Genomic DNA, 20,931 nt, shown 5'->3' with positions numbered 1-20,931 from the left:
TCGACATGTCTTCACAATTACTTAATATTGCCCTCATTCAAATGGATATCACAATTGGGAATCCGGATGCGAACTTTGCTCATTTAGAGAAGCTGCTTTTGGAAGCCGTTGAAACGGCGCAGAAGCCGGACGTTATCATTTTTCCTGAAATGTGGAATACGGGCTATGCACTAACAGAAATACATCAACTAGCTGATGTGAACGGGGAAAGAACGAAGGCGTTTTTGAGCAGTTTTGCTCGTACACATAGCGTGAATATTATTGGCGGCTCGATTGCTGATAAAAAAGAGGATCGTGTCCTCAATACAATATACGCATGGGATCGTGAAGGTAGCGAGATCGCAGAATACTCCAAAATTCATCTGTTCCGACTCATGGATGAAGAAAAATTCCTGCACAGCGGAGAGCAATTGGGCTTGTTTGAGCTTGAAGGCGTACCTGCCGGTGCGATGATTTGTTATGATATTCGTTTTCCAGAGCTATCACGTAAATTGGCGCTGGAAGGCGCACGGATTCTATTCGTACCTGCAGAATGGCCGCATCCACGCTTGCATCACTGGCGAACTCTTCTTATGGCGCGCGCGATTGAGAATCAAATGTACGTAGTCTCTTGTAATCGTGTAGGGACGAGCGGTACGACGAATTTCTTCGGTCACTCGATGGTTATCGACCCTTGGGGCGAGGTATTGGTGGAAGGCGACGAGAGCGAAGCGATTCTTCGAGCGACGATTGATTTAGAAGAAGTTGTCCGTGTACGGGGCAAAATCCCTGTTTTCGAAGATCGTCGTCCCCATTTATATTAGGAAAGTTGATTTTTGCAGCGATATTTTGTAAACTAAAACCAATTGAATGATCAATTGTGGCTGTGAAGGATGAATAGTACTTGAAATACTTCATATTCAGCGAGTTGGGGATTGGTGTAAGCCCAGCATGAAGCTCAAGGAAAAGGCTATCCGGAGCCAATACGATAAAGGGGATACATGCTTTTCCAGATGTATCAACTAGGGTGGAACCGCGGGTGCTCAAGCTCTCGTCCCTAGGCATTATTTGATGCCTTTGGATGTTGAGCTTTTTTGATGTCTGCTCATGTCCAAACGGTCGTCATAGGGCGTTGACCCACTAACTAGAAGCTTAAGGAGCGATTGAACAATGAGTGTAACGATGGAGCAAGTTGTCGCATTAGCGAAGCACAGAGGATTTGTATTCCCAGGTTCAGAAATTTATGGTGGTTTGGCAAATACGTGGGATTACGGCCCGCTTGGTGTTGAATTGAAGAACAATATTAAACGCGCTTGGTGGAAAAAATTTATTCAAGAATCCCCGTATAACGTAGGATTAGACGCGGCAATTCTGATGAACCCGCAAGCTTGGGTAGCATCAGGTCACGTAGGTAACTTCAACGATCCGATGATCGATTGCAAAAGCTGCAAAGCCCGTCACCGTGCGGATAAATTGATCGAGAACAAGCTAGCTGAGAAGGATATTGAAATCATCGTTGATGGTATGACGTTTGATGACATGATGAAGCTGATCGTGGAGCATAACATCGTGTGTCCAGATTGCGGAAGCAAGGATTTCACAGATATTCGTCAGTTCAACCTGATGTTCAAAACATTCCAAGGCGTAACAGAAGCGAGCTCCAATGTCGTTTATCTACGTCCTGAAACCGCACAAGGGATCTTCGTTAACTTCAAAAATGCACAACGCACCATGCGCAAAAAGCTGCCATTTGGTATCGGCCAAATCGGTAAAAGCTTCCGTAACGAAATCACGCCAGGTAACTTTACGTTCCGTACACGTGAATTCGAACAAATGGAGCTTGAGTTCTTCTGTAAGCCAGGTGAGGACTTAAAATGGTTTGAGTACTGGAGAAGCTTCTGCCATAACTGGTTGCTTTCTCTAGGCGCTAAAGCTGATAATCTTCGTCTTCGTGATCATAATGATGATGAATTGTCCCATTATAGTAATGCTACAACAGATATCGAGTACAAATTCCCGTTTGGTTGGGGCGAGCTTTGGGGCATCGCGGATCGTACAGACTACGATTTGAAGCAGCATATGACGCATTCCGGTGAAGATTTCAACTACATCGATCAAGAAACGAATGAGCGTTACGTACCTTATTGCATCGAGCCATCCCTTGGTGCTGACCGTGTAACATTGGCGCTTCTAATTGATGCGTTCGAAGAACAAAAGCTCGAGGGTGACGACAGCCGTACTGTTCTTCACTTCCACCCAGCATTGGCACCAATGAAAGCAGCGATTTTCCCACTTTCCAAGAAATTGAGTGAAGGTGCACAAGCTGTATTCGCAGATCTTGCGAAGCATTTCATGGTGGATTACGATGATACAGGATCGATTGGTAAAAGATACCGTCGTCATGATGAGATCGGAACACCGTTCTGTATCACTTACGATTTCGAATCCGAAACGGATGGTCAAGTAACGGTTCGTGATCGTGATACAATGGAACAAACACGTATGCCGATTTCTGAATTAAAAGCCTATATCGAAAATTCCCTTCAATTCTAATTGGGATATTCAACTTAATTAGCTAATAGCAAACCCCTTGTAAGCACGTCGAGAGACGCATGCCTACAAGGGGTTTTTCGCTAGATCACATAGTCTAAGACTTCACTGTAAGGTAAATAGCGTCGAACTTCACGCAGCGGCGGTGTATAAACATGGATCGAAATTGCTGGTTCATGGAAAGGGTTGCTAAGCTGGTGTATTTGCTCCGCTGGCGCCGTGAAATATTCGCCAGCCTGCATGAAATCGTCTTTCTTAGCAATTGGATAACCGTCAGCGTCTAAAGAGAAGGTTGAATTCACCAGTGATCCTGCGACGAGATAAGCCGCGCCAATGGACAAGCCATGGTTATGAATAGCCGTTGAACGGGAAGCGGGAATGTGAATGATGATAACTTCCAGATATGGACTGCTATACACGACATTTCTACCATAAGGCAGCTGGTTGGGTTCGGTTTTGAAATCAGGAACGAACATAAGACTTCGCTCGATCGATTGAAGTGCCTCTTGCAATTGCTCAAGTGTTGGGTTTTGCAACTTACAGAATGTCTGTTCAATTGCTCTGATGAGCGACATTGGCTTTCGCCTCCTAAGCATTCTTATCTCTTTATCAATATTAATTGGGGAAAGGATAAGTTTTATTTATATAATATGCCTCTGAGGTATAAAGGGTTAGGGATAAATGAAGGGTTTTTGCGAAAAGGGGAAACTTGTATATGAGATATCCTACGAATGGCACATGTCAGAAATCCCATTTTATGGCTATAATTATGCAAACGCTGTCTTTTTGTAGTGCAAGTATACTATCTTCTAATAATTACTACCTTTGCACTATTTCAAGCATTCGATTTGAGCCTTATAGTTAGTGACACATGCGCGAAAAATACAACATTTTGTAAAGGTAGTGATGGAAAAACAACGGCATACGACATGAATTTCAATTCTACTCACAGCATGGATGCTATTTCAATTCAAGGTTACATAGGGAACGGGAGTGGAATTGATGAATGGATTAGCTGAAGAGACGCAAATGCATGAATTCACAGAGAGAGTCGGCATCTCACAAACAGAGATTGCCAAGCTACATGAGAAATCATTTCTTAATGGCGTTCAAAGAGATTCGACGCGCGTGAGGTTTCGCGTGCAAGGCAAAATGATGGAACRGCTACTAGCTAAAAACCAAGTACTCATGGATGTCATCCTTCGGCAAGCACATCTGAAGACGAACACCTTCTACTTTCCTAATTTATTAATGGTTACGGATAATCATGGGGTCATTTTAACAATTAATGGGGATGAAAGATCGATCTTGCAAGCAGCTAATTTAAATAATATCGGAATCGGATCTTCGCTATCTCTTTCTAGTGCAGGGRCAAATGCTGTATCTGCAGCCATTGATCTTCAACGACCGGTTTGGATCAGTGGGGAGGATCATTATCTGGATACGATGCACAACTGGGTAACGATGTGCGTTCCGATACAATTAGCTGACAATCAAATCATGGGTTACTTAGTTTTGACCGCTTTTCAGTACATTTCTGCACCATTTATGTATCCATGCATCAAATCGATTGCACTTCTCCTTGAATATGAGTTAAGGAAAACGGAGCTGCAAAGTAAAACATGGTTCGTGGAGGAAATGCTGGAAGAACGGTTGAAAGCCTTTAAGCTGACGCTGCGAGAGAAAGAAGTTGCTACGTATTGGCTGTTGGATTACGATTATAAACAAATTGGCAAAGTTTTGGGGATCAGTGAGAATACCGTACGTGTCTATGTAACGAAGATCAATCGCAAGCTGAAAGTGAATTCCAAAGCCTCTTTGATCTTAAGTGTTCTTGGCGCGATATAGAGATGATAGTATGAAGTCATACATATGCGTTACACTGGTAATAAACCGTTAGTAAGCACATGCTATATAATTAATGACGAATCAAGTTAAGAAATTGTTCAATTTGTAGAAAAAAAGCTTCTATCTCACGATGATCGTGGGGATGGGGGCTTTTTTTTTGCATGCTCAGCGCTCGTGCCGCTAGAATCCAGAATAGATAATACCGTTCAAAATCAGGATAAACCCGAGCGCATTCGGGTTTTCTTCAACAAGTAAGGCTAAACTGTCCAGGAATACTTGAAAGTGGCGACATTTTGTTTCGAAATAATGTGGAATTATTGTCGATCGACTTACGAGGAAGACCCATTTTTTAAGGAATTTGATGAAAATGCGTGTACTAGCTGATGCATATGCATGAGTTATAAAGAATGAACGATCTGTATGAGGTATATACGAGCTCCGAAAGAACTATATGAAACCGCTTCCTAAGAACGATGTTCAGCGTGAATTCCCGACTTCAGTCCTCTTGGAACGCGTCAAATAGCTTGAAATGCCTATGAAATGGCCTGATAACGACTATCGTGGCTTAAGAATTATAGTTCATGCATTAGGTCATTCGAATTAATAAATATGTATGATTTGCTCTACAGAAATTACCGTCTATATTTGAGGCATCCCACCGAAACAAGAGGGAATATGTCGAGCTTTGAAGGACGGTAGGCTATGAGACAAAGAAGAAAGGCCTTGATCCTGCAGCCTATTAAATGGATTCTTCTTCTAGGCGTTGTCGGTTCTGGAAGTGTATATGGATTATCGGCAGCAGGGTTCATCGAGTGGAATTCGGAACATAAATTGGAAAGTTTGATGTTCTGGAAAGCCACCGACAATGCTTCAACAAAAGGAATTGCGCAAGCAGCTGGCCTGGATAAAGAAAATGCGAAGGCATCGGTTAAACCGACAACGACTGCTAGTGTAGCAGCAACGACATCGCCGGCAGCTACACCTGCAAGCACACCAATAAGTTCACCAGCAACGGCATCAGGGGCGGCATCAACGGCAGGTTTGCAGGTCATATCGCAAGCTCAAAGTATTGTCACTGTGAATGCGAATGAGAAAGCGTGGCTGGAGCAAGCGGGATTGATCAAGCTTGAGCCAGGGAAGCTGTTTTCCTATCAAGCATGGTTGACCGAAGCAAGCAAAGCGAAGGTGCCTGAGAAGAAGGCAGATGAGTTATCGCATGTAGCCTCGTTATTGTATGAAGCTGCATTGCGTGCTGGGATGCAAGTTGGCGAGCGTTATGCTCATCAAGATAATCCCACCTATGCACCTGCTGGATTTGATGTTGATTTTCAAGGTGAGCAGAAAGATTTAACTTTCTATAATTCGTTAGGCGTTCCCATTACAGTAGGCGTGATTTACAACGGTGAAACACCAGTCGTTACTTTCAATGGGAAACCGAAAGCTGATTGGAAAGCTCCGAAAATTACGGTGAGTAAAGAAGTGTTCGCTCCGGAAAGCATAGTTCTTACGGATTTTACACTGGCTGGTCAAGGTGATGCTAAACGGAGTGAAGGTCAATCAGGGCTTCTAGTCAAGGTGTTCGCTGACAAGAAGAATGATGGCAATAACGAGCTGATATATAAAGATTTCTACGCACCACATCCGATTGTCATCGCGAAGGCGCCAACAGCAGAAGAACTTAAAACACATTAAAACAAAAGTCGCACAGATCCGTTACGTACTCTATCAACAGAAGGGAGGACCCCCCAATGCGCATAGGTGAACTATTTGTCATGAACGGACTCATCACGGAGGATCAGCTCGAACAAGGGCTGAAGCAGCAAGTGCACACCCGGAAGAAAATCGGTGAGATTCTCATTGATAAAGGGTTGATCACAGAAAGACAACTGGTTGAAGTGCTGGAGTTTCAGCTAGGGTTTCCTGTCGTCAATATGTTTGAGACGCAGCTTGATATGCAAACGGTTCAATTAATTCCCGAAACGCTTGCTCGTAAGCACTGTGTCATTCCAATCGAACGCAAGAATGGCAAAATTAAGGTAGCGATGGTTGATCCGCTAAACTACGGTGCCATTGAAGAAATTCGAATGGCGACGAATATGAGTGTGCAGCCCGTCATTGCAATTCGCTCCGAAGTCGAGCAAGCCATCACGAAAAACTATGGCATGAAAGATTCCGTCGATGAATTGATGGTCGACTTGGATAAGATCGAGATCAAAGACGAGGAAACGGAAGCAAATGATCAAGGCTCACCGATTGTAAAGCTGGTCAATCAAATCATTCAATCCGCTGTGCAGCAGAGGGCGTCCGATATTCATGTTGATCCTCAAGAGAAACAATTGATTGTGAAGTACCGGATCGATGGAGTGCTGCGAACAGAGAAATCATTGCCCAAGCATATGCAGGGCGTACTCACAGCGAGACTTAAAATTATTGCGAAGCTTAACATCGCGGAACGCAGACTCCCGCAGGATGGTCGCATTCAAATGCAGGTAGATAATCGCAGAATTGATATTCGGGTATCGACATTACCGACGGTACACGGAGAGAGTATTGTTCTCCGGATCTTGGATCAATCGGCAGGGGTCAAGAAAATTGCTGATTTGGGACTTAGTGAAGCGAATTTGGTGAAATTCGACAAAATGATTCAGAAGCCGAATGGCATTATGCTCATCTCGGGACCTACAGGAAGCGGTAAAACATCGACATTATATTCTGCGCTAGGACAATTAAACGGCGATGATGTGAAAATCATTACAGTTGAAGATCCAGTCGAGTATCGGATGAACGGTGTTACACAGGTGCAGGTAAATTCACAAATTGGTTTAACTTTCGCGTCAGGCTTACGTTCCATCCTCCGTCAGGACCCGAATATCGTTATGGTCGGGGAGGTTCGGGATGCGGAAACTGCTGAGATCGCGGTAAGGGCTTCATTAACAGGACATCTGGTACTCAGTACCATCCATACGAATAGCGCTGTGAGTACCATCAGCCGTCTTATCGATATGGGCATTGATTCGTATCTCATTGCTTCATCTCTGTCTTGTATAGTCGCGCAGCGGCTAGTGCGCCGAGTGTGCCGCGAATGTGCTGCACAGGTACCTGCAAGAGAAGATGAAATTAAGCTCTTATCGACACATGGTTTGCTTACGGGCCAAGAACAGCAACTAGCAGGAACAGGTACAGGTGTTGTCGTTCCAATGACGCCTCCGAAATCGACAGATAAGCCAGTGATGGTAACTAGAGGACGAGGCTGTGGAACTTGCAACAAAACGGGATACCGTGGACGGATTGCCGTACATGAAGTTCTCGTCGTAGATGAGGCCCTGCGCAGTCTGATCGTCCAGAATCGTCCAGTAAGCGAGTTAGAGCAGCATCTAATGAAGCATGGCTTCAAGAGTATGCTCTACGATGGCATGCTCAAGATTCGGCAAGGCCATACAACCATTGAGGAAGTTTTGAAAGCTGTTGCAGACGAGTAATCGTGGGCAGAAGTCAAGCAGTGAATGGKGGTGAACTAGAAGTTGGCGAACTTTACGTATGAAGCCGTTAATGAAAGCGGTAAAAAGCTGAAAGGGATGCTGAAAGCTCAGAATAAGCAATTGGCGATTACAGAACTTCGTGGTCGAGGCATGACTATTCGCAGTATTCAAGAGAAGCAAGCGACTGCGATGGATATCAATATTCATATCGGTCGTGCGGTTAAACTAGAAGATTTCGTAATCTTCTGTAGGCAGTTCGCCACGTTGATTCGAGCTGGGATTCAAATTGATCAATCGGTTGCGATACTAGAAGATCAATCGACCTCAAAGTATTTAAAAGAGGCTTTGGGGGATATTTCGGAACAAATTCGCAGTGGACATCCCTTATCGAAGGGAATGGGTGAGCATCCAAAAGTATTTCCCGATATGTTCGTTAATATGATTGCATCAGGTGAAACGGGCGGGAATTTGGATGAGGTTTTGGATCGAATGGCCGAGCATTATGAGAAAGAGCATAAGACGGTTCAGAAGGTAAAGTCAGCGATGACGTATCCGATCGTCGTCCTTTTTATCGCGGTCGGTGTCGTCATTTTCTTACTTTTGAAAATTGTCCCTACCTTTGCAAGCATGTTTCTAGATCAAGGCGCCGAATTACCACTTATTACTCGATTCGTAATGAGTTCAAGTGATGCGATTGTTCATTATTGGTGGATGTTCTTAGCAGGTCTCATTGGAGTTATTGTACTCTATCGAAGTTTTGCTGCTGGTGAAGAAGGAAAGTTCTGGATTGATACGATCAAATTCAAAATACCAGTCTTCGGTATCATTCTCAAAAAAGCAGCTGTGGCTCGAATGGCACGTACGATGTCATCCCTATTCGTCAGTGCGGTGCCGGTACTTCAGGCGCTAGATGTAACGGAGAAGGTCGTTGGAAATCGTGTGATTGCCAAAGTATTACGAGAAGCCAAAGACAGTCTGCAACAAGGTAAGATGTTATCCGAGCCGATTCAAAAAAGCGGTATTTTCCCTAAAATGGTTGTTCAAATGCTGATGATTGGAGAGGAAACAGGACAAGTCGATAATATGCTCGCGAAAATCGCAGATTTTTTTGAAGCCGATGTAGATCAGAGTGTAGATCGATTAAAGGCAGTAATTGAACCTCTCATGTTGCTGTTTATTTCCAGCATTGTCGGTGTGATTGTAGCAGCGATTATGAGTCCGATGTTCAAAATGTACGATAATTTCTTAGGCTAATTTCAAACAAGCTTGAAGGGAGGTGATAGACAAACATGTCGGCGGGTTACCAGCATCACAACATAATGTAAGACAAGATTGGCAAAAACACGTACATAACCAAAATAAACCTAGAGGTGGGAATGAAATGAACACAATGGTAATGGAAAACAAACAATCAGAAGGATTTAAAGCACCTAAAATGTCTTTCCGCGAGGCAATGAAGAATGAAAAAGGGTTGACTTTGATCGAGTTGCTTGCCGTTATCGTAATTATCGCCATTATTGCAGCTATCGCGATTCCTTCTATCGGCTCTATTCTTGAGAAGACAAGAGTTAACGCTCATCGTTCAAACGCACACATGGCAATTGACGCAGCACGTCTTTATGTAGCTAATGAAGGTGTAACATTGGCAGGAACTGGAACACAATCACTAGTGTTATCTTTAACCGATCTTAATACAGATGGGTATATGGAAAACATTCCTAAAGACCCTTCGAACAAGCCTAAAACCTATGACGCAGGTGCGGCGGCTGTTGTCACTTCTGGTGTTAGAGCTGCTGGTGATGCTACAGCATCACACGTACTTGTTACAAAGGATCCTACCACGGGTAACTTCATTTACCAAGTAACTTTAATGGGTGATGGCAATTCTCAAACTTATGCGGACGAGACTTTAGAATCCAACCTCGATCTTACAGGATATGTAGTAGAAAATGGTACGCCAACACCATAAAGTAACCCACAAGCGCGCCGTTCCCGGACGGCGCGCCCATTTAAGTCATGCATAACCGAGAGGAGTTACCGCAATGTTCGCAAAAAAAATAAGCAAATACACATACGGCATGCAAATTTCGGATACAGAAGCAAAGCTAGTAGAAATTATGAACGTGAATGGGCAGGTTACCCTGACGCAGCGCCATTCAATTGCGCTGGATAGAGGCAGTATTAAACATGGAAAATTCGTAGACGAGGATGCGGTTATTGGTCGTATCTCAACCTTAGTGAAGCAAATTGGTTTACAAGGTGCACACATTCATGTGACTGTGCCATTATCCAATGTGGTGCTTCGCAAATCGGTCTTCTCGTCGTTAAAAGATAAAGCACTTCGTAACATGATTGATGTTGAATTACATGGTGGACAGCAATTACCTTTCAAGAATCCTGTGTTCGACTTTGTTCGTCTAGGCGCTCCGAAAGATGAAGCAGCAGCGGCAATAGACGGTGTAGTGAAAGCCTCAAAAGGCGGAGCGCAAGAGGAAGTGCTTATCTTCGCAACACCTGGCGAAGTGGTTGAAAGCTACGCCCATGTGGTGAAGCAGTCGGGCTTGGTGCCTGTATCCGTTGATTTGGCTCCATTAGCCCTGCATCGCTTGTTGGTTCGTCATACACGGTTAACCGGCTCCGCGATGAAGGATCGCTTCATGCTCTTGCATGTCGAGCCTGATCATGCGGATGTTAGCATTTTCGTAGATGGGATTCCAGTGTTCTTCCGTTCCATCCAAATCAATACCAGCTTCTTCCTAGATACGGGAACCGATCAACTAGCTGCATACGGCCGAAATCTATCGATGGAGCTTGGACGTGTACTGAATTATTTTCAATACACGGTTTCTAACGATCAGAAGCATGTAGAGCTTGTGTATCTCGTAGGCGCACATGATTGGATAACAGAGCTTCCAGAACATCTAGAAAGTGCATTCACAGGCGAGATTGCGACATTCCCGCTACAGTCCATCTTGAAAGATGAAGATACAACTTGTCATGCCTTTGCGGTTCCCGTTGGGCTTGCGATGAAAGGGGCTTAAAGTACGATGAGTACAGCCGTACAGAAGCTACAGTCAATCGAGATTAATTTGCTGCAGATGCGGCAAGAAGAACAAGCAGGAACAAGTCCAATTCTAAAATATGTGTTCATTGCTGCGCTAGTTATGGTTGTTGGTGGCATGGGTTGGATGTATACAAGTGCGAAATCAGAGATCAAAAGCACGAACAAAGCGCTGGAGCAAGTCAATGCGGAGATTAAAGCAGGGCAAATGAAGTTGGCGAGTTCACCGACAGCAGGCGCAATTACCGATTTCATTGCAATGCCTAAGCAACTGATCGCAAGTAAACCTCGCGCTACAGATGTGTTAGATAAGCTATCTGCCCTTATGCCGATGGCATCGAATCTGACATCACTATCCTTCGGTGAGGGTAACAAGTTGAAGATCACGGGGAATTTCGCTTCGAGTGAAGATGTGATCACTTTTATGCAAGCAACGAAAGCCTCTAACTCTTTTATCATCCTATCGACCAGTGGGATGACAAAGGTAGTGACTGCGGCCGAGGATAAGAATGCAGCTGTCGTTACTGACCCGCCACTGCCAGCCATTCAAGCGACATTCGAACTTCAATACCAGACAGATGCGAATAAGAAAGGGTGACCGGACGAATGAATTTGCTTAGCAGCATTAGAAATCAGATCATTTTGGCGGTCATTGTTGCATTGGCGCTTGTGATGGTATATATCAATTTCGTTTCACCGGCACAAAGTGAGAAAACAACCAAATCCAACCTTCTGATACAGAAAAAAAAGGAATTGGCTGCCTTGAATAGTCGAACGAATGGCGGCAGTACATTAGGGGCTGAAGAACAAGTAAGTCTCTCGAGAACGCGCAGCCAAGTACCGGAAGTGCCGGATGTTGAAGGTCTTATCCGCGAAGTGCGGATGCTGGAAGTTATCTCGAAGATGCCAGTAGGAAGCTACAATTTTGAAGTCAGTAAAGCGGCTGATCCTGTAGCGCCCGTTAAACCAGTTGCAGCACCTAGTACTAAGACAGTAGTAGGTGGAGAGGGGGCAGCGACATCGGCGGCAGCCATAATGCCCAACCTAGCGATCCCCATTAAGCTGAACACGACAGCCAAAGGGGATTATACACAAATTCATCGCTTTCTCGATGAAATGCAAACAACGAATCGCTTGATGCAGGTGGATAAACTGACTTTCGCAGTAAAGGGTGGAGCACCTGTTAAGCTAAACACCTCAAAGCGCGAGATTACCGTTAACGTATCTTTAGTTTCGTACTATGCGCCAGGGTTACAGAAGTTTTTCAAAACGCCGGTACCGACAACCTACAGTAAGCCCGCAGGAAAAACGAACCTACTCTATTAATTCAGTCATGTACCTATAGGAGGAGATACGATGAGTATGCTGGCACCATCGAATTCTGACATATTATCACTTAAGGATCTGCTGCGTGTTTCGTACGAATCCAAGGCTTCCGATTTGCACATTAATGCAGGTACAGAGCCGCTAATGAGGTTGCACGGTAAATTAATGAAGGTTATTGATTCCGTTCTAATGCCTGAGGATACGCTCCGGATGGCACAAGAAATATTAACGAAAGAGCAGTATGACACGTTATCCAAAAAAGGGGAAGTCGATTTCTCCTTTGAACTGCCTGGGTTATCCCGCTATCGGGGAAACGTCTTCAAGCAGAAACGCAGCATCAACATGGTATTTCGGGTGTTATCGACAACAGTACCCTCCCTTTTCAGTCTTAATTTACCAGACCTGGTGCAACAATTTGCCCATAAGCATCAAGGCCTTGTGTTAGTGACGGGCCCAACGGGTAGCGGGAAGTCAACGACATTAGCATCCATAATTGATTTCATTAATGAAACGCAGAAGAAGCATATCATCACGTTGGAAGATCCAATCGAGTATATTCATCCGAGTAAGAACTGCCTCGTTGCCCAACGCGAAATCGGAATCGATACATTAACATTCTCCAACGGATTACGCGCTGCGCTTCGTCAAGATCCCGATGTCATTCTCGTTGGCGAGATGCGGGATTTGGAAACGATTAAAACCGCGATCACGGCTGCCGAAACAGGGCATCTAGTTCTCGCTACGCTTCATACTCCTGATGCGCCTCAAACCGTCGATCGGATCATCGATGTATTCCCAACTGAGCAACAGCGACAGATACGCGTACAGCTTGCCTCCGTACTGATAAGCGTCTTGTCACAGCGATTAGTACCGCGCATGGATGGCAGAGGTCGAGCGATGGCGCTAGAAATACTAATTAATACACCTGCTGTAGCGAATTTAATTCGGCAAGAGAAGATCTATCAGATCAAATCGGTCATCCAAACGAACAGACAAATCGGCATGCAAACGATGGTTTCCAGTCTCAAGCAGCTTGTTGAGGAAGGAATCATCCACCGAGATGCCATTAAAGAATACGAGATGAGTATAGGAGAGGATTAAATGAAAAAGAGAAACCATGCGATGGTTATTACTTTACTCGCTGTATCACTGATGTCATCATCTGTGATCTATGCAGCTGAGTTGCCAACGAGCGCTGTCACTGCGGTACAGAACAGCAATCCGCTGACTGCGATTCTAGGACTTGATTATGAAGCGAGGAATGAGCAGTACAAGAACATGAAATTCGCACCGGCAGGTTGGCAAGTCGGTACGATCATCTCCAAAGAGCCTTACGCCGTGGTCACGCAAGTAGATGCATCAGGTGCACACGTGAAGATCTGGACTGGCGCTATCGCCCGTGATTACAATGACCTCCTTGTATTCTGGGATGAAATCGGTGTTACCCCTTCAGGAACACTTGATTTTCATGCGACAGATGTAGAAGAGACGACACGTTCCTACTTTGAAAGCGCCACCCAAGAATCCTATCGTGTAAAAGCATATCTGGGGAAAATTCCTTGGGCCAATATCCCGACGGACGCCGAGGCTGCTCAGAATGGTGAAGCGAAAGTGACCTCGAATGGTCTAGTAAATGTGTATGGCATTGTTTTTCAAGATCCAGATCGGGCAGTCGCTGCAACACTTGGCTCTGTGAAGAAATCGACAGAAATTCCCGCAGCTATACCTACATTGAAAGCTTGGAAGCTAACGAAAGTAACATCCGTGCCTAGTGATGCCGAGACACATTGGGCGAAGGAAGACATCCTAGATTTGATGCAGAAGTCCATAATCGATGGGTATGAAGATAACACGATCCGTCCGAATCGAACGCTTTCCAAGGCTGAGTTCGTCACCCTAGTTGTGAAAGCACTCGGGATCGAACCAGTGAAAACGCCTGTATCGGGTTATGAAGACATGGCAAAGCATTGGGCGACTGGCATGGTAGCATCGGCACAAGAGATGGGTTTACTGGATAAACGTCCTGTCGATTTGAATTTCTCACCGAACATTCCCATGACGCGTATTGAAATGGTCGCTCTTGTTGATCGTATTTTACAAAAATATGCAGTAACCCTCAAAACGGGCTCAGCTGACTTCAATGACATCGCGAATGTAACGGCGACGAATAAAGCAGCCCTACAGAACGTGATTCAAGCCGGCATTGTTGGTGGATATGAAGATGGTTCATTTAGACCACAAGGGTCACTCACACGTGCTGAAGCATTCAAGGTTATTTCACGAATTATTCATCTGTTATAGGAAGGAGCTACTAAATATGTATTGGTTTCAAAAAGTGAAAAAGAAGAGTGCTGTCCTGCTTACCGGGATGCTAGTAACAAGTATGCTGCCAGCAATTATCGGTTCGAATGCCGCCTATGCGGATGTGGTAGACAATGGGTGCTTAGCCATAAGCGGGATAGGAAATGTCCCGGTCACGAACATAGAGCGTAATCAACTTGTTACCATTAATTACACGTTAGATCCAAGTGGTACACATACGGTCACTCAAACGAGGGATCCGATCGATATCGCTTTCGTAGCGGACGTTTCGGGCAGTATGGACTACCATATGAACAAAACTGACAGCAGAACGCCGATTCGTATCGATATTCTGAAGAGCGCTTCTGCGACTCTGACGAATAAATTTAGAACTGTCAACATGGGGGATCGCTTAGGACTCATTAAATTCAGTACATCAGCTTCGAAAGTACTAGACTTATCTACGAACTATACGAATGTTCAAGATGAAATTAACAGGTTTGATGCTGGCGGTAGCACTAATATTGATGATGGTTTAGCGAAAGCGAAAACCATGTTAACTGCTACTGGTACAAAGCCCGTGAAGCAAATTATATTGTTAACCGACGGTAAAGCTACCGTGTGGACAGATGAGAATGATGGTAATAAACAGAAAACAGGCGATACAAGTGCTGCGAATGCTGCGCGTGCAGATGCAGATGTGCTTGCAGGTCTAGGCATCAAGGTATACACGATTGCTTTAGCGACACAGGGCTCTGAAGAAATTGATCTTCAGCTGCTCCAGGATATCGCGACTAAGACAGGTGGAACGGCATATCAAGCGAGCTCTGCGAGCGAGCTTTCAACCATTTTCGATAACATCGCGACTACGATTGAAGCTCCTGCTCAACTCAAGAATGTCACCCTTCGTCAACCGATTCCAGAAGGCTTCGTGCTGGCACAAGGTGAGAATGCTACGAATGTGCGGTATGATGCAGCCACGCATGAAGTTGTCGTTGATGTTGGAAATATTGATTTTCCTTTCAACAATCCAGACAAGATTGATCTAGCGATCAAATTAATTCCTGATACAGCAGCAGGTGATTATCCCATACAAGATGCAAAGGTGACTTACCGTGATGCTTGCAGCACGAATCGCCAATTTAACATTAACTTCGGTACGCAATTCTCCGTTAGTATTCGTATCGTTGATAAATATGGCAATGTCTACATTGGGAATAGTGCTGGTGAAATTCAACGCTTGCGTTACAGTGATAAACAGAAGCAATGGACAGTTGATAATAAGGATGTTGCAGTATCGAATATTCGATTCGTTGATGATCTTCATTCTGTTGTACGGATTGATTACAAGGATGGTACAACGGAAGAATTGGATTTAAAACCAACGGCTCCAGCTACTTATGAGCTTGTTGATGGCAATGGTAATTCGATTAGTCAGAACGGCTGGCATCTGGGGCCAGGAACGCTTAGCTCGGTTTCTGGATCAGCTACACAGCTACCAAGTTCGACGGTCTATGCAAACGATGATTTCAAAGGAAATTACATCGCTGGATATGAGAATTCAGTAGATGGTGGAAATTGGAGAATCCAAACATCGGAAGGTTTTGTTATTCCGGATGGGAATAGTGTGAATTTCCAAACGCGTGCATTCACGAATGCCATCAGCGGTAGTTCTTCGATACCGATTGCAGGGAACGCGGCAACAGGGAGAGTGTCCTTAGACAGTACAGGGCCCATTATTAGCTGGAGTAAATCCATTGTGAACCCGACAGACGATGGCATTATTTATATCACAGCGAAGGATGAATTAAGTCCAGTTACAAGTGTCAAGGTGTGGTTTGACAATAAATCAATCTCGATTTCCTCTAGCTCACCGAAGATGACGAAGAATGGGAATACGTATGCATTCCGATTAAGCGATGTAGTAGGTTTCGAAACGGTGGAGAAACGTCAAGGATGGCATCAAATCCAATTTGAAGCGACTTCGATGGGAGGAACGACGACAACGGCACAAACGCCGGAGTATTTCGTCGTTAATCCAGGTCTGTCAGCAACACTGGTTGGTGTGAATTATACGACGGGTGATGTCTCGGATAAACCTGTAAGTGTTGTGGTTGAGAATGAGAAGTTTCCCGTCGTTGACCGGACCTTTGGCAATGTTAAAAAGGATGGTTACACGACGAAAAGTATGTATTACGTGATTAAACAATCCGCAACAGAACCTAGTGCTAGTGAATGGAAACCATTGGGGGCTAAGCGATTAACCGTAACTACCAAAACAAATACAACGTCAGGTACCTATTATGTATTCCTAAAGCTAGTGGATACGGACAATATTGAAATGGTACAGCAACCGCTAGTCATTCAATTCGATACCGAGCAGAACAATAACTAGGTTGCGAAATCGGTGAGTGGGGAGGACTAACGGTGTGCCGTAAAGAACGTGTGAAGCAAATTCAACCTAATGAAGACGGTATGTCACTCGTGGAAATCTTGATTGCCGTGACGATTATGTCAATTATTAGCGTGACATTGATGGGTTATTTCACTTCTGCTGTTGATAAATCAGCGCAAGAAAGTCGCAAAATCATTGGAGCGAACTTAGCGCGATTGAAAGCGGCTGAGCTGCGAGATACCTTTAAGGATGGCTATGATAGTGCCATTATTGCTGAGTTGATCGATAATCCTAGATTCACAGGTGATCAATCAACTAACGGGTCTGAGCTGATGAAAGGCAGGCTAGCGACAACAGATATTAATGGCACCTTGTATCACTACTTGGTGGAGCTCGATCAAAGCAAACTAAGGTGGGAGTCTTCAGATCCATTCCGCAATGATGCGGATGCTTATTTAGCCCAAATGTACGTTACGGTGTACTGGTTAGGTCAAGAGTCGCTCGACAAGCCATCAGCTAAAAACTCCACGACACTCGATACGTATCTTATTAAAAGGTGGTAACGTCACATGAAGCGCGATGAGAAAGGGATGTCCTTGATTGAATTATTGGCTGCCATAATGATCTTTGGTATGGTAGCCTCCATCCTGTACTCCTTTATGCTAATGGGCGTGTCGATGTACAAACGAGTCACGATGGAAACCCAGATGCGTAACCAAGGAGACGGGATTTACAGTCAGATTATTTCAGAGCTGAAAGAAGCGATCTACGTCCAAGATGAGGGAATAGATAAGAAGATTATCCGCTATGCCAAAAAGAGTGATAGAGCCAAAGATTACATTGACCTTTTTGAGATGGAGATTATTCCGAATCCGATCGCTGGAGGCAAGATTGTAATTAGGCAGGCAGGGACGAATAAGGTTAAGGACGAATTCCAACTTGGGAGTAAATTTACAATAAGTGAAGGAAGCTTAAGTGAAGCAAGCCAGACGCATGACCGTGTACAAGTGAAAATAGAGTATGCAAGGAGTAACGCGAATCAGTTTAAAATAGCGGATAGTCCTAAGCTTGAGATTGATTCACAAATTCCGCTATTTCGTAATGATTAAATGGAACGGATTGGAGGAGGCATGGATTGAACTCTATGAATGAAGACAATAAAGGCCTCCAACCAAGGATGCACAATGAAGAAGGATCTGCACTCGTTATCGCTTTGTTAGCTGTTGTATTGATGACCATGATGGGACTTATCCTGATGGGTGTCCTCCGAGGCGGTGCCATTCAAGCTGCGACGTCAGAGTCAAGTGTTCAAGCAGAAGCTATCGCCCAGAAGGGATTAGATGACACATTAGCGCAAATCCGGCGGGCCGTTGCCAATGGGGAATCCCTTGGAGGGACGAATTATCGGAGTCGCATGCGGAATGTTGAAAATCAATTATCCTTGATTCTCCCCTTTATTGATAATGAAGTAGGTGTCGAGGGAGACGAGAAGGATAACAATGGTGAAATGGTTAAGGCGAAGAAAGGGCAGTATCAAATTGATATTCTCTTAGCCAAAACGGTCATTAATCCAGAATCAGAATCACCTGTAAAGCCGCTAGCTAGTCCCGACTTTCCTTATGTACGGAAGTTTATCATCAACTCTCGCGGGATCATGGAAGGGAAACCTTCTACCGTTGTTTTGAAACAAATGACCGTCTATGTGAGTACGATTAATCCAGTGTTTCGTTATCCAGTTTCATCCGGAGGTGATCTGGTGTTAAACGGAACGCCATCGATTACAGGCGATATGTATGTTGCGAATCATCTTTATATTCGGGATGAGGCTCTGTTCACTGGTTTAACAACCGGAGCTAACCGAAGCAAATACGGCATCCAGACAGGACATGGCCTCCAGACAGGACTGCCTGAGATCCGTGGTTTCATTCGTGTCAAAGGTGATTCGGATACAATAGCTCCTGGTAAATTTAATTTTACTCAGTCAGATGGTGTAACCGAGTATCCACCCATAACCAGCACAAGTGAAACCGTGGAACCGCTTCATTTTGCACCACAGTATTTTCCATTGGAAGATCCTACCCTGGATGAAGACGTAGAAGTCGATGTAGAAGGGTATGTATCGAATAAAACACAAACCGATTTAGAAGCAAAGTTAGCTGATCTAGGTGGGTATAAAGTACCTGAAGCTAGCCCAGTAGAAGTAACATTGTTTGAAGATTTACCGACGAGTAAGTTGTATAACGATCAATGGGTGACCGTTGATGGGAACGTCACCGTGAAGGATGCAGCTTCAGCTGCAACGGATGCGGATCTTTTCGTGAATTACGGTGTCCTTACCATGGCCAACGACGATGCTAAGCTTTCACTTGCCAATGGCTCGGTGTATGTGAAGTCGCCAGATCCGAATCTAATTGCGGCTGATCTGCGAGGGGAACTTTCCTTGCAAGCTGGTAAATTCTTAGCTGTGGAAGGCAACGTGACATTGAATGACGGGTTTCATTTTCCGAAGGGAACCATGTATATCAAGGGTGATTTGAAGATCGTTGGTAATGTGTGGCTGGAAGGTACCGTCTATGTGGATGGCAATGTGGAGCTTAAGCAGATGACATCGATCAACAAAGATGAGAATGCGACTGAAACAGAAACCAAGCTCCAAAAACCGCTTATTATTGTCGCCTCAGGGGAAATTGTGCTAGGGAATAGCTCGAATGATGGCGTTGAGAATGTTCGTGCTTTCTTCTATACGAAACAAGGCATTCGCTTATATGGTGTCATGTCGAAGTTGAAGATTGAAGGCGGGTTGCATGGTGGTTTTGGCGGTGTTGAACTCAATGCGGTGCGAGGCGACGTGACTTCGGGTGGTGGAAGTACGGTTAACCGATATCAAGGTAGCTTAGACTGGAATGGAAAAGTTCCTGTCGTGCAATTGAACAATACAGATGAGTCAAGACTTAAAATTGTCTACGACGATAACTTATATGATTATCCGCCTGATGGCATTCCAACGACCAATAATTTCAACGTATTTGTGAAGAATGTAAAATACATCAAGAAGTAATGACAGAATTACCATTCTGGAAGGAGGTACCTGCAATGTCATTTCAAATTCTGGTCGTTGACGATACGAAGTTTATGCGCAAAATGCTAACGGATATCTTGAAACAATATGGTCACGAGGTAGTCGGTGAAGCCGAGAACGGAAGACAAGCTGTTCAGAAGTACGAGGAGCTTCAACCAGATATTGTCCTAATGGATATTACTATGCCTGAGATGGATGGTATTGAGGCGATGAAGGAAATTCGCCTTCTGAATCCTACCGCGGTCGTGCTCATCTGTTCAGCGATGAGTCAGCAAGATCTCATCTCAGATGCGCTCAAGGCAGGCGCGAATGGCTATGTGATGAAACCTTTTAAACCGAACCGCGTGAATGAAATTGTACGTAAATATGGTGTTCCCCGTGTGATCGGACAAATGATTCCTCAGGAAATGCAGCGTCAAGAGGTTGCTCCCGCGGAGCTTGAGGTCGTCCATACGATGATGGATACCGACGTGTCTGAAGATCAGGTTGCAGTTGCCATGGAGGTATCCCAGGAACCAGTTAGTCTGAATTCTGTTGATCAAGCCTATTCTGAGCGAAGTGAATTACTTCCTACAGAGATGGATAATGAAGTCCTGAAGCAAATTGATGCACATCAAGCTTCTCCACATGAGATGAGCAGTAAGCTAGTCTATGAAGAAACGAAGGAACCAGAGGTTGCTGAACTTCGATCATCTTCCATGGAACCAATTATGAAAGCGCCTTATCTGGAAGAGAAGAAACCAGCTAAGCCTTCTCAAGTCGTTAATGCCTTAGAGGTGTTACTTGCCTTTGCCGAAGTGGCCGAGACGAAAGAGTCTTCGATGGATGTAGAGTCGCTGGATAACACAGAGCCTGAGCTGTCCGCGATGACATCAGATGTGGATCGAACATTAGAGATGGAGCKTCTTGCAGC

Annotated in this window: 17 protein-coding genes and 1 pseudogene; 17 read left to right on the top strand and 1 reads right to left on the bottom strand. The window is 44.6% G+C overall.

From position 1 onward, the window contains the following. The first annotated feature begins 5 nt into the window (after window positions 1-5). Both AC1DVJ_RS14975 and AC1DVJ_RS14970 read left to right on the top strand, forming a co-directional pair. Window positions 6-803: a carbon-nitrogen family hydrolase gene (locus tag AC1DVJ_RS14975; protein ID WP_477591972.1), complete on the top strand. Its 798-nt coding sequence runs from the start codon at window positions 6-8 to the stop codon at window positions 801-803. A 346-nt stretch (window positions 804-1,149) separates the two neighbouring features. Further along, entirely contained in the window at window positions 1,150-2,532 is a 1,383-nt protein-coding gene (locus AC1DVJ_RS14970; RefSeq protein ID WP_477591970.1) for a glycine--tRNA ligase, read from the top strand. 80 nt (window positions 2,533-2,612) lie between these two features. Here the strand turns inward: AC1DVJ_RS14970 and AC1DVJ_RS14965 are convergent, their stop codons facing one another. Beyond that, window positions 2,613-3,104: a cysteine dioxygenase gene (locus AC1DVJ_RS14965; protein WP_477591968.1), complete on the bottom strand. Its 492-nt coding sequence runs from the start codon at window positions 3,102-3,104 to the stop codon at window positions 2,613-2,615. A 427-nt stretch (window positions 3,105-3,531) separates the two neighbouring features. On the opposite strand from AC1DVJ_RS14965, the gene AC1DVJ_RS14960 reads away from it, so the two are divergent. From AC1DVJ_RS14960 to AC1DVJ_RS14890, 15 genes and pseudogenes are all read left to right on the top strand, one after another. Next, window positions 3,532-4,377 (top strand): helix-turn-helix transcriptional regulator, encoded by an 846-nt coding sequence (locus AC1DVJ_RS14960; RefSeq protein ID WP_477591966.1) that lies wholly within the window; start codon window positions 3,532-3,534, stop codon window positions 4,375-4,377. Window positions 4,378-5,079: 702 nt separating this feature from the next. Beyond that, window positions 5,080-6,069 carry a VanW family protein gene (locus tag AC1DVJ_RS14955; RefSeq protein WP_477591964.1) on the top strand — a complete coding sequence of 330 codons (990 nt, stop codon included), beginning with the start codon at window positions 5,080-5,082 and terminating at the stop codon, window positions 6,067-6,069. Window positions 6,070-6,125: 56 nt separating this feature from the next. Continuing rightward, window positions 6,126-7,856, top strand: a complete 1,731-nt coding sequence (locus AC1DVJ_RS14950) for a GspE/PulE family protein (protein WP_477591962.1) — start codon at window positions 6,126-6,128, stop codon at window positions 7,854-7,856. A 42-nt stretch (window positions 7,857-7,898) separates the two neighbouring features. Beyond that, window positions 7,899-9,110, top strand: a complete 1,212-nt coding sequence (locus AC1DVJ_RS14945; protein WP_477591960.1) for a type II secretion system F family protein — start codon at window positions 7,899-7,901, stop codon at window positions 9,108-9,110. Window positions 9,111-9,237: 127 nt separating this feature from the next. Next, window positions 9,238-9,825, top strand: coding sequence for a prepilin-type N-terminal cleavage/methylation domain-containing protein (locus AC1DVJ_RS14940; protein WP_477591958.1), 588 nt, complete (start codon window positions 9,238-9,240; stop codon window positions 9,823-9,825). Between the two features lie 73 nt (window positions 9,826-9,898). Beyond that, window positions 9,899-10,897 carry a type IV pilus biogenesis protein PilM gene (gene pilM, locus AC1DVJ_RS14935; RefSeq protein ID WP_477591956.1) on the top strand — a complete coding sequence of 333 codons (999 nt, stop codon included), beginning with the start codon at window positions 9,899-9,901 and terminating at the stop codon, window positions 10,895-10,897. 6 nt (window positions 10,898-10,903) lie between these two features. Beyond that, the gene (locus AC1DVJ_RS14930; protein WP_477591954.1) at window positions 10,904-11,515 is read left to right on the top strand and encodes a PilN domain-containing protein; all 612 of its coding nucleotides are present in this window, start codon (window positions 10,904-10,906) and stop codon (window positions 11,513-11,515) included. Further along, on the top strand, window positions 11,512-12,243 hold the full coding sequence (locus AC1DVJ_RS14925; RefSeq protein ID WP_477591952.1) for a hypothetical protein: 732 nt from the start codon (window positions 11,512-11,514) through the stop codon (window positions 12,241-12,243). Before AC1DVJ_RS14930 ends, AC1DVJ_RS14925 begins: the two co-directional genes overlap by 4 nt. A 30-nt stretch (window positions 12,244-12,273) precedes the next feature. After that, entirely contained in the window at window positions 12,274-13,344 is a 1,071-nt protein-coding gene (locus AC1DVJ_RS14920; RefSeq protein WP_477591950.1) for a type IV pilus twitching motility protein PilT, read from the top strand. Then, on the top strand, window positions 13,345-14,544 hold the full coding sequence (locus AC1DVJ_RS14915) for an S-layer homology domain-containing protein (RefSeq protein ID WP_477591948.1): 1,200 nt from the start codon (window positions 13,345-13,347) through the stop codon (window positions 14,542-14,544). A gap of 16 nt (window positions 14,545-14,560) precedes the next feature. Beyond that, entirely contained in the window at window positions 14,561-16,939 is a 2,379-nt protein-coding gene (locus AC1DVJ_RS14910) for a vWA domain-containing protein (RefSeq protein ID WP_477591947.1), read from the top strand. 32 nt (window positions 16,940-16,971) lie between these two features. Then, the gene (locus AC1DVJ_RS14905) at window positions 16,972-17,502 is read left to right on the top strand and encodes a type IV pilus modification PilV family protein (protein WP_477591945.1); all 531 of its coding nucleotides are present in this window, start codon (window positions 16,972-16,974) and stop codon (window positions 17,500-17,502) included. A gap of 6 nt (window positions 17,503-17,508) precedes the next feature. After that, window positions 17,509-18,048 carry a PulJ/GspJ family protein gene (locus AC1DVJ_RS14900; protein ID WP_477591943.1) on the top strand — a complete coding sequence of 180 codons (540 nt, stop codon included), beginning with the start codon at window positions 17,509-17,511 and terminating at the stop codon, window positions 18,046-18,048. Between the two features lie 35 nt (window positions 18,049-18,083). Then, the gene (locus AC1DVJ_RS14895; RefSeq protein WP_477591941.1) at window positions 18,084-19,997 is read left to right on the top strand and encodes a hypothetical protein; all 1,914 of its coding nucleotides are present in this window, start codon (window positions 18,084-18,086) and stop codon (window positions 19,995-19,997) included. 35 nt (window positions 19,998-20,032) lie between these two features. Further along, window positions 20,033-20,383: pseudogene (locus AC1DVJ_RS14890) on the top strand (response regulator); the annotation flags it as partial. Between the last annotated feature and the right edge of the window lie 548 nt (window positions 20,384-20,931).

This window comes from Paenibacillus sp. P4_A9 (genome assembly GCF_056402415.1).
Note: the sequence above shows the minus strand (reverse complement) of the source record. Positions and strands in the feature narration are given on the sequence as shown.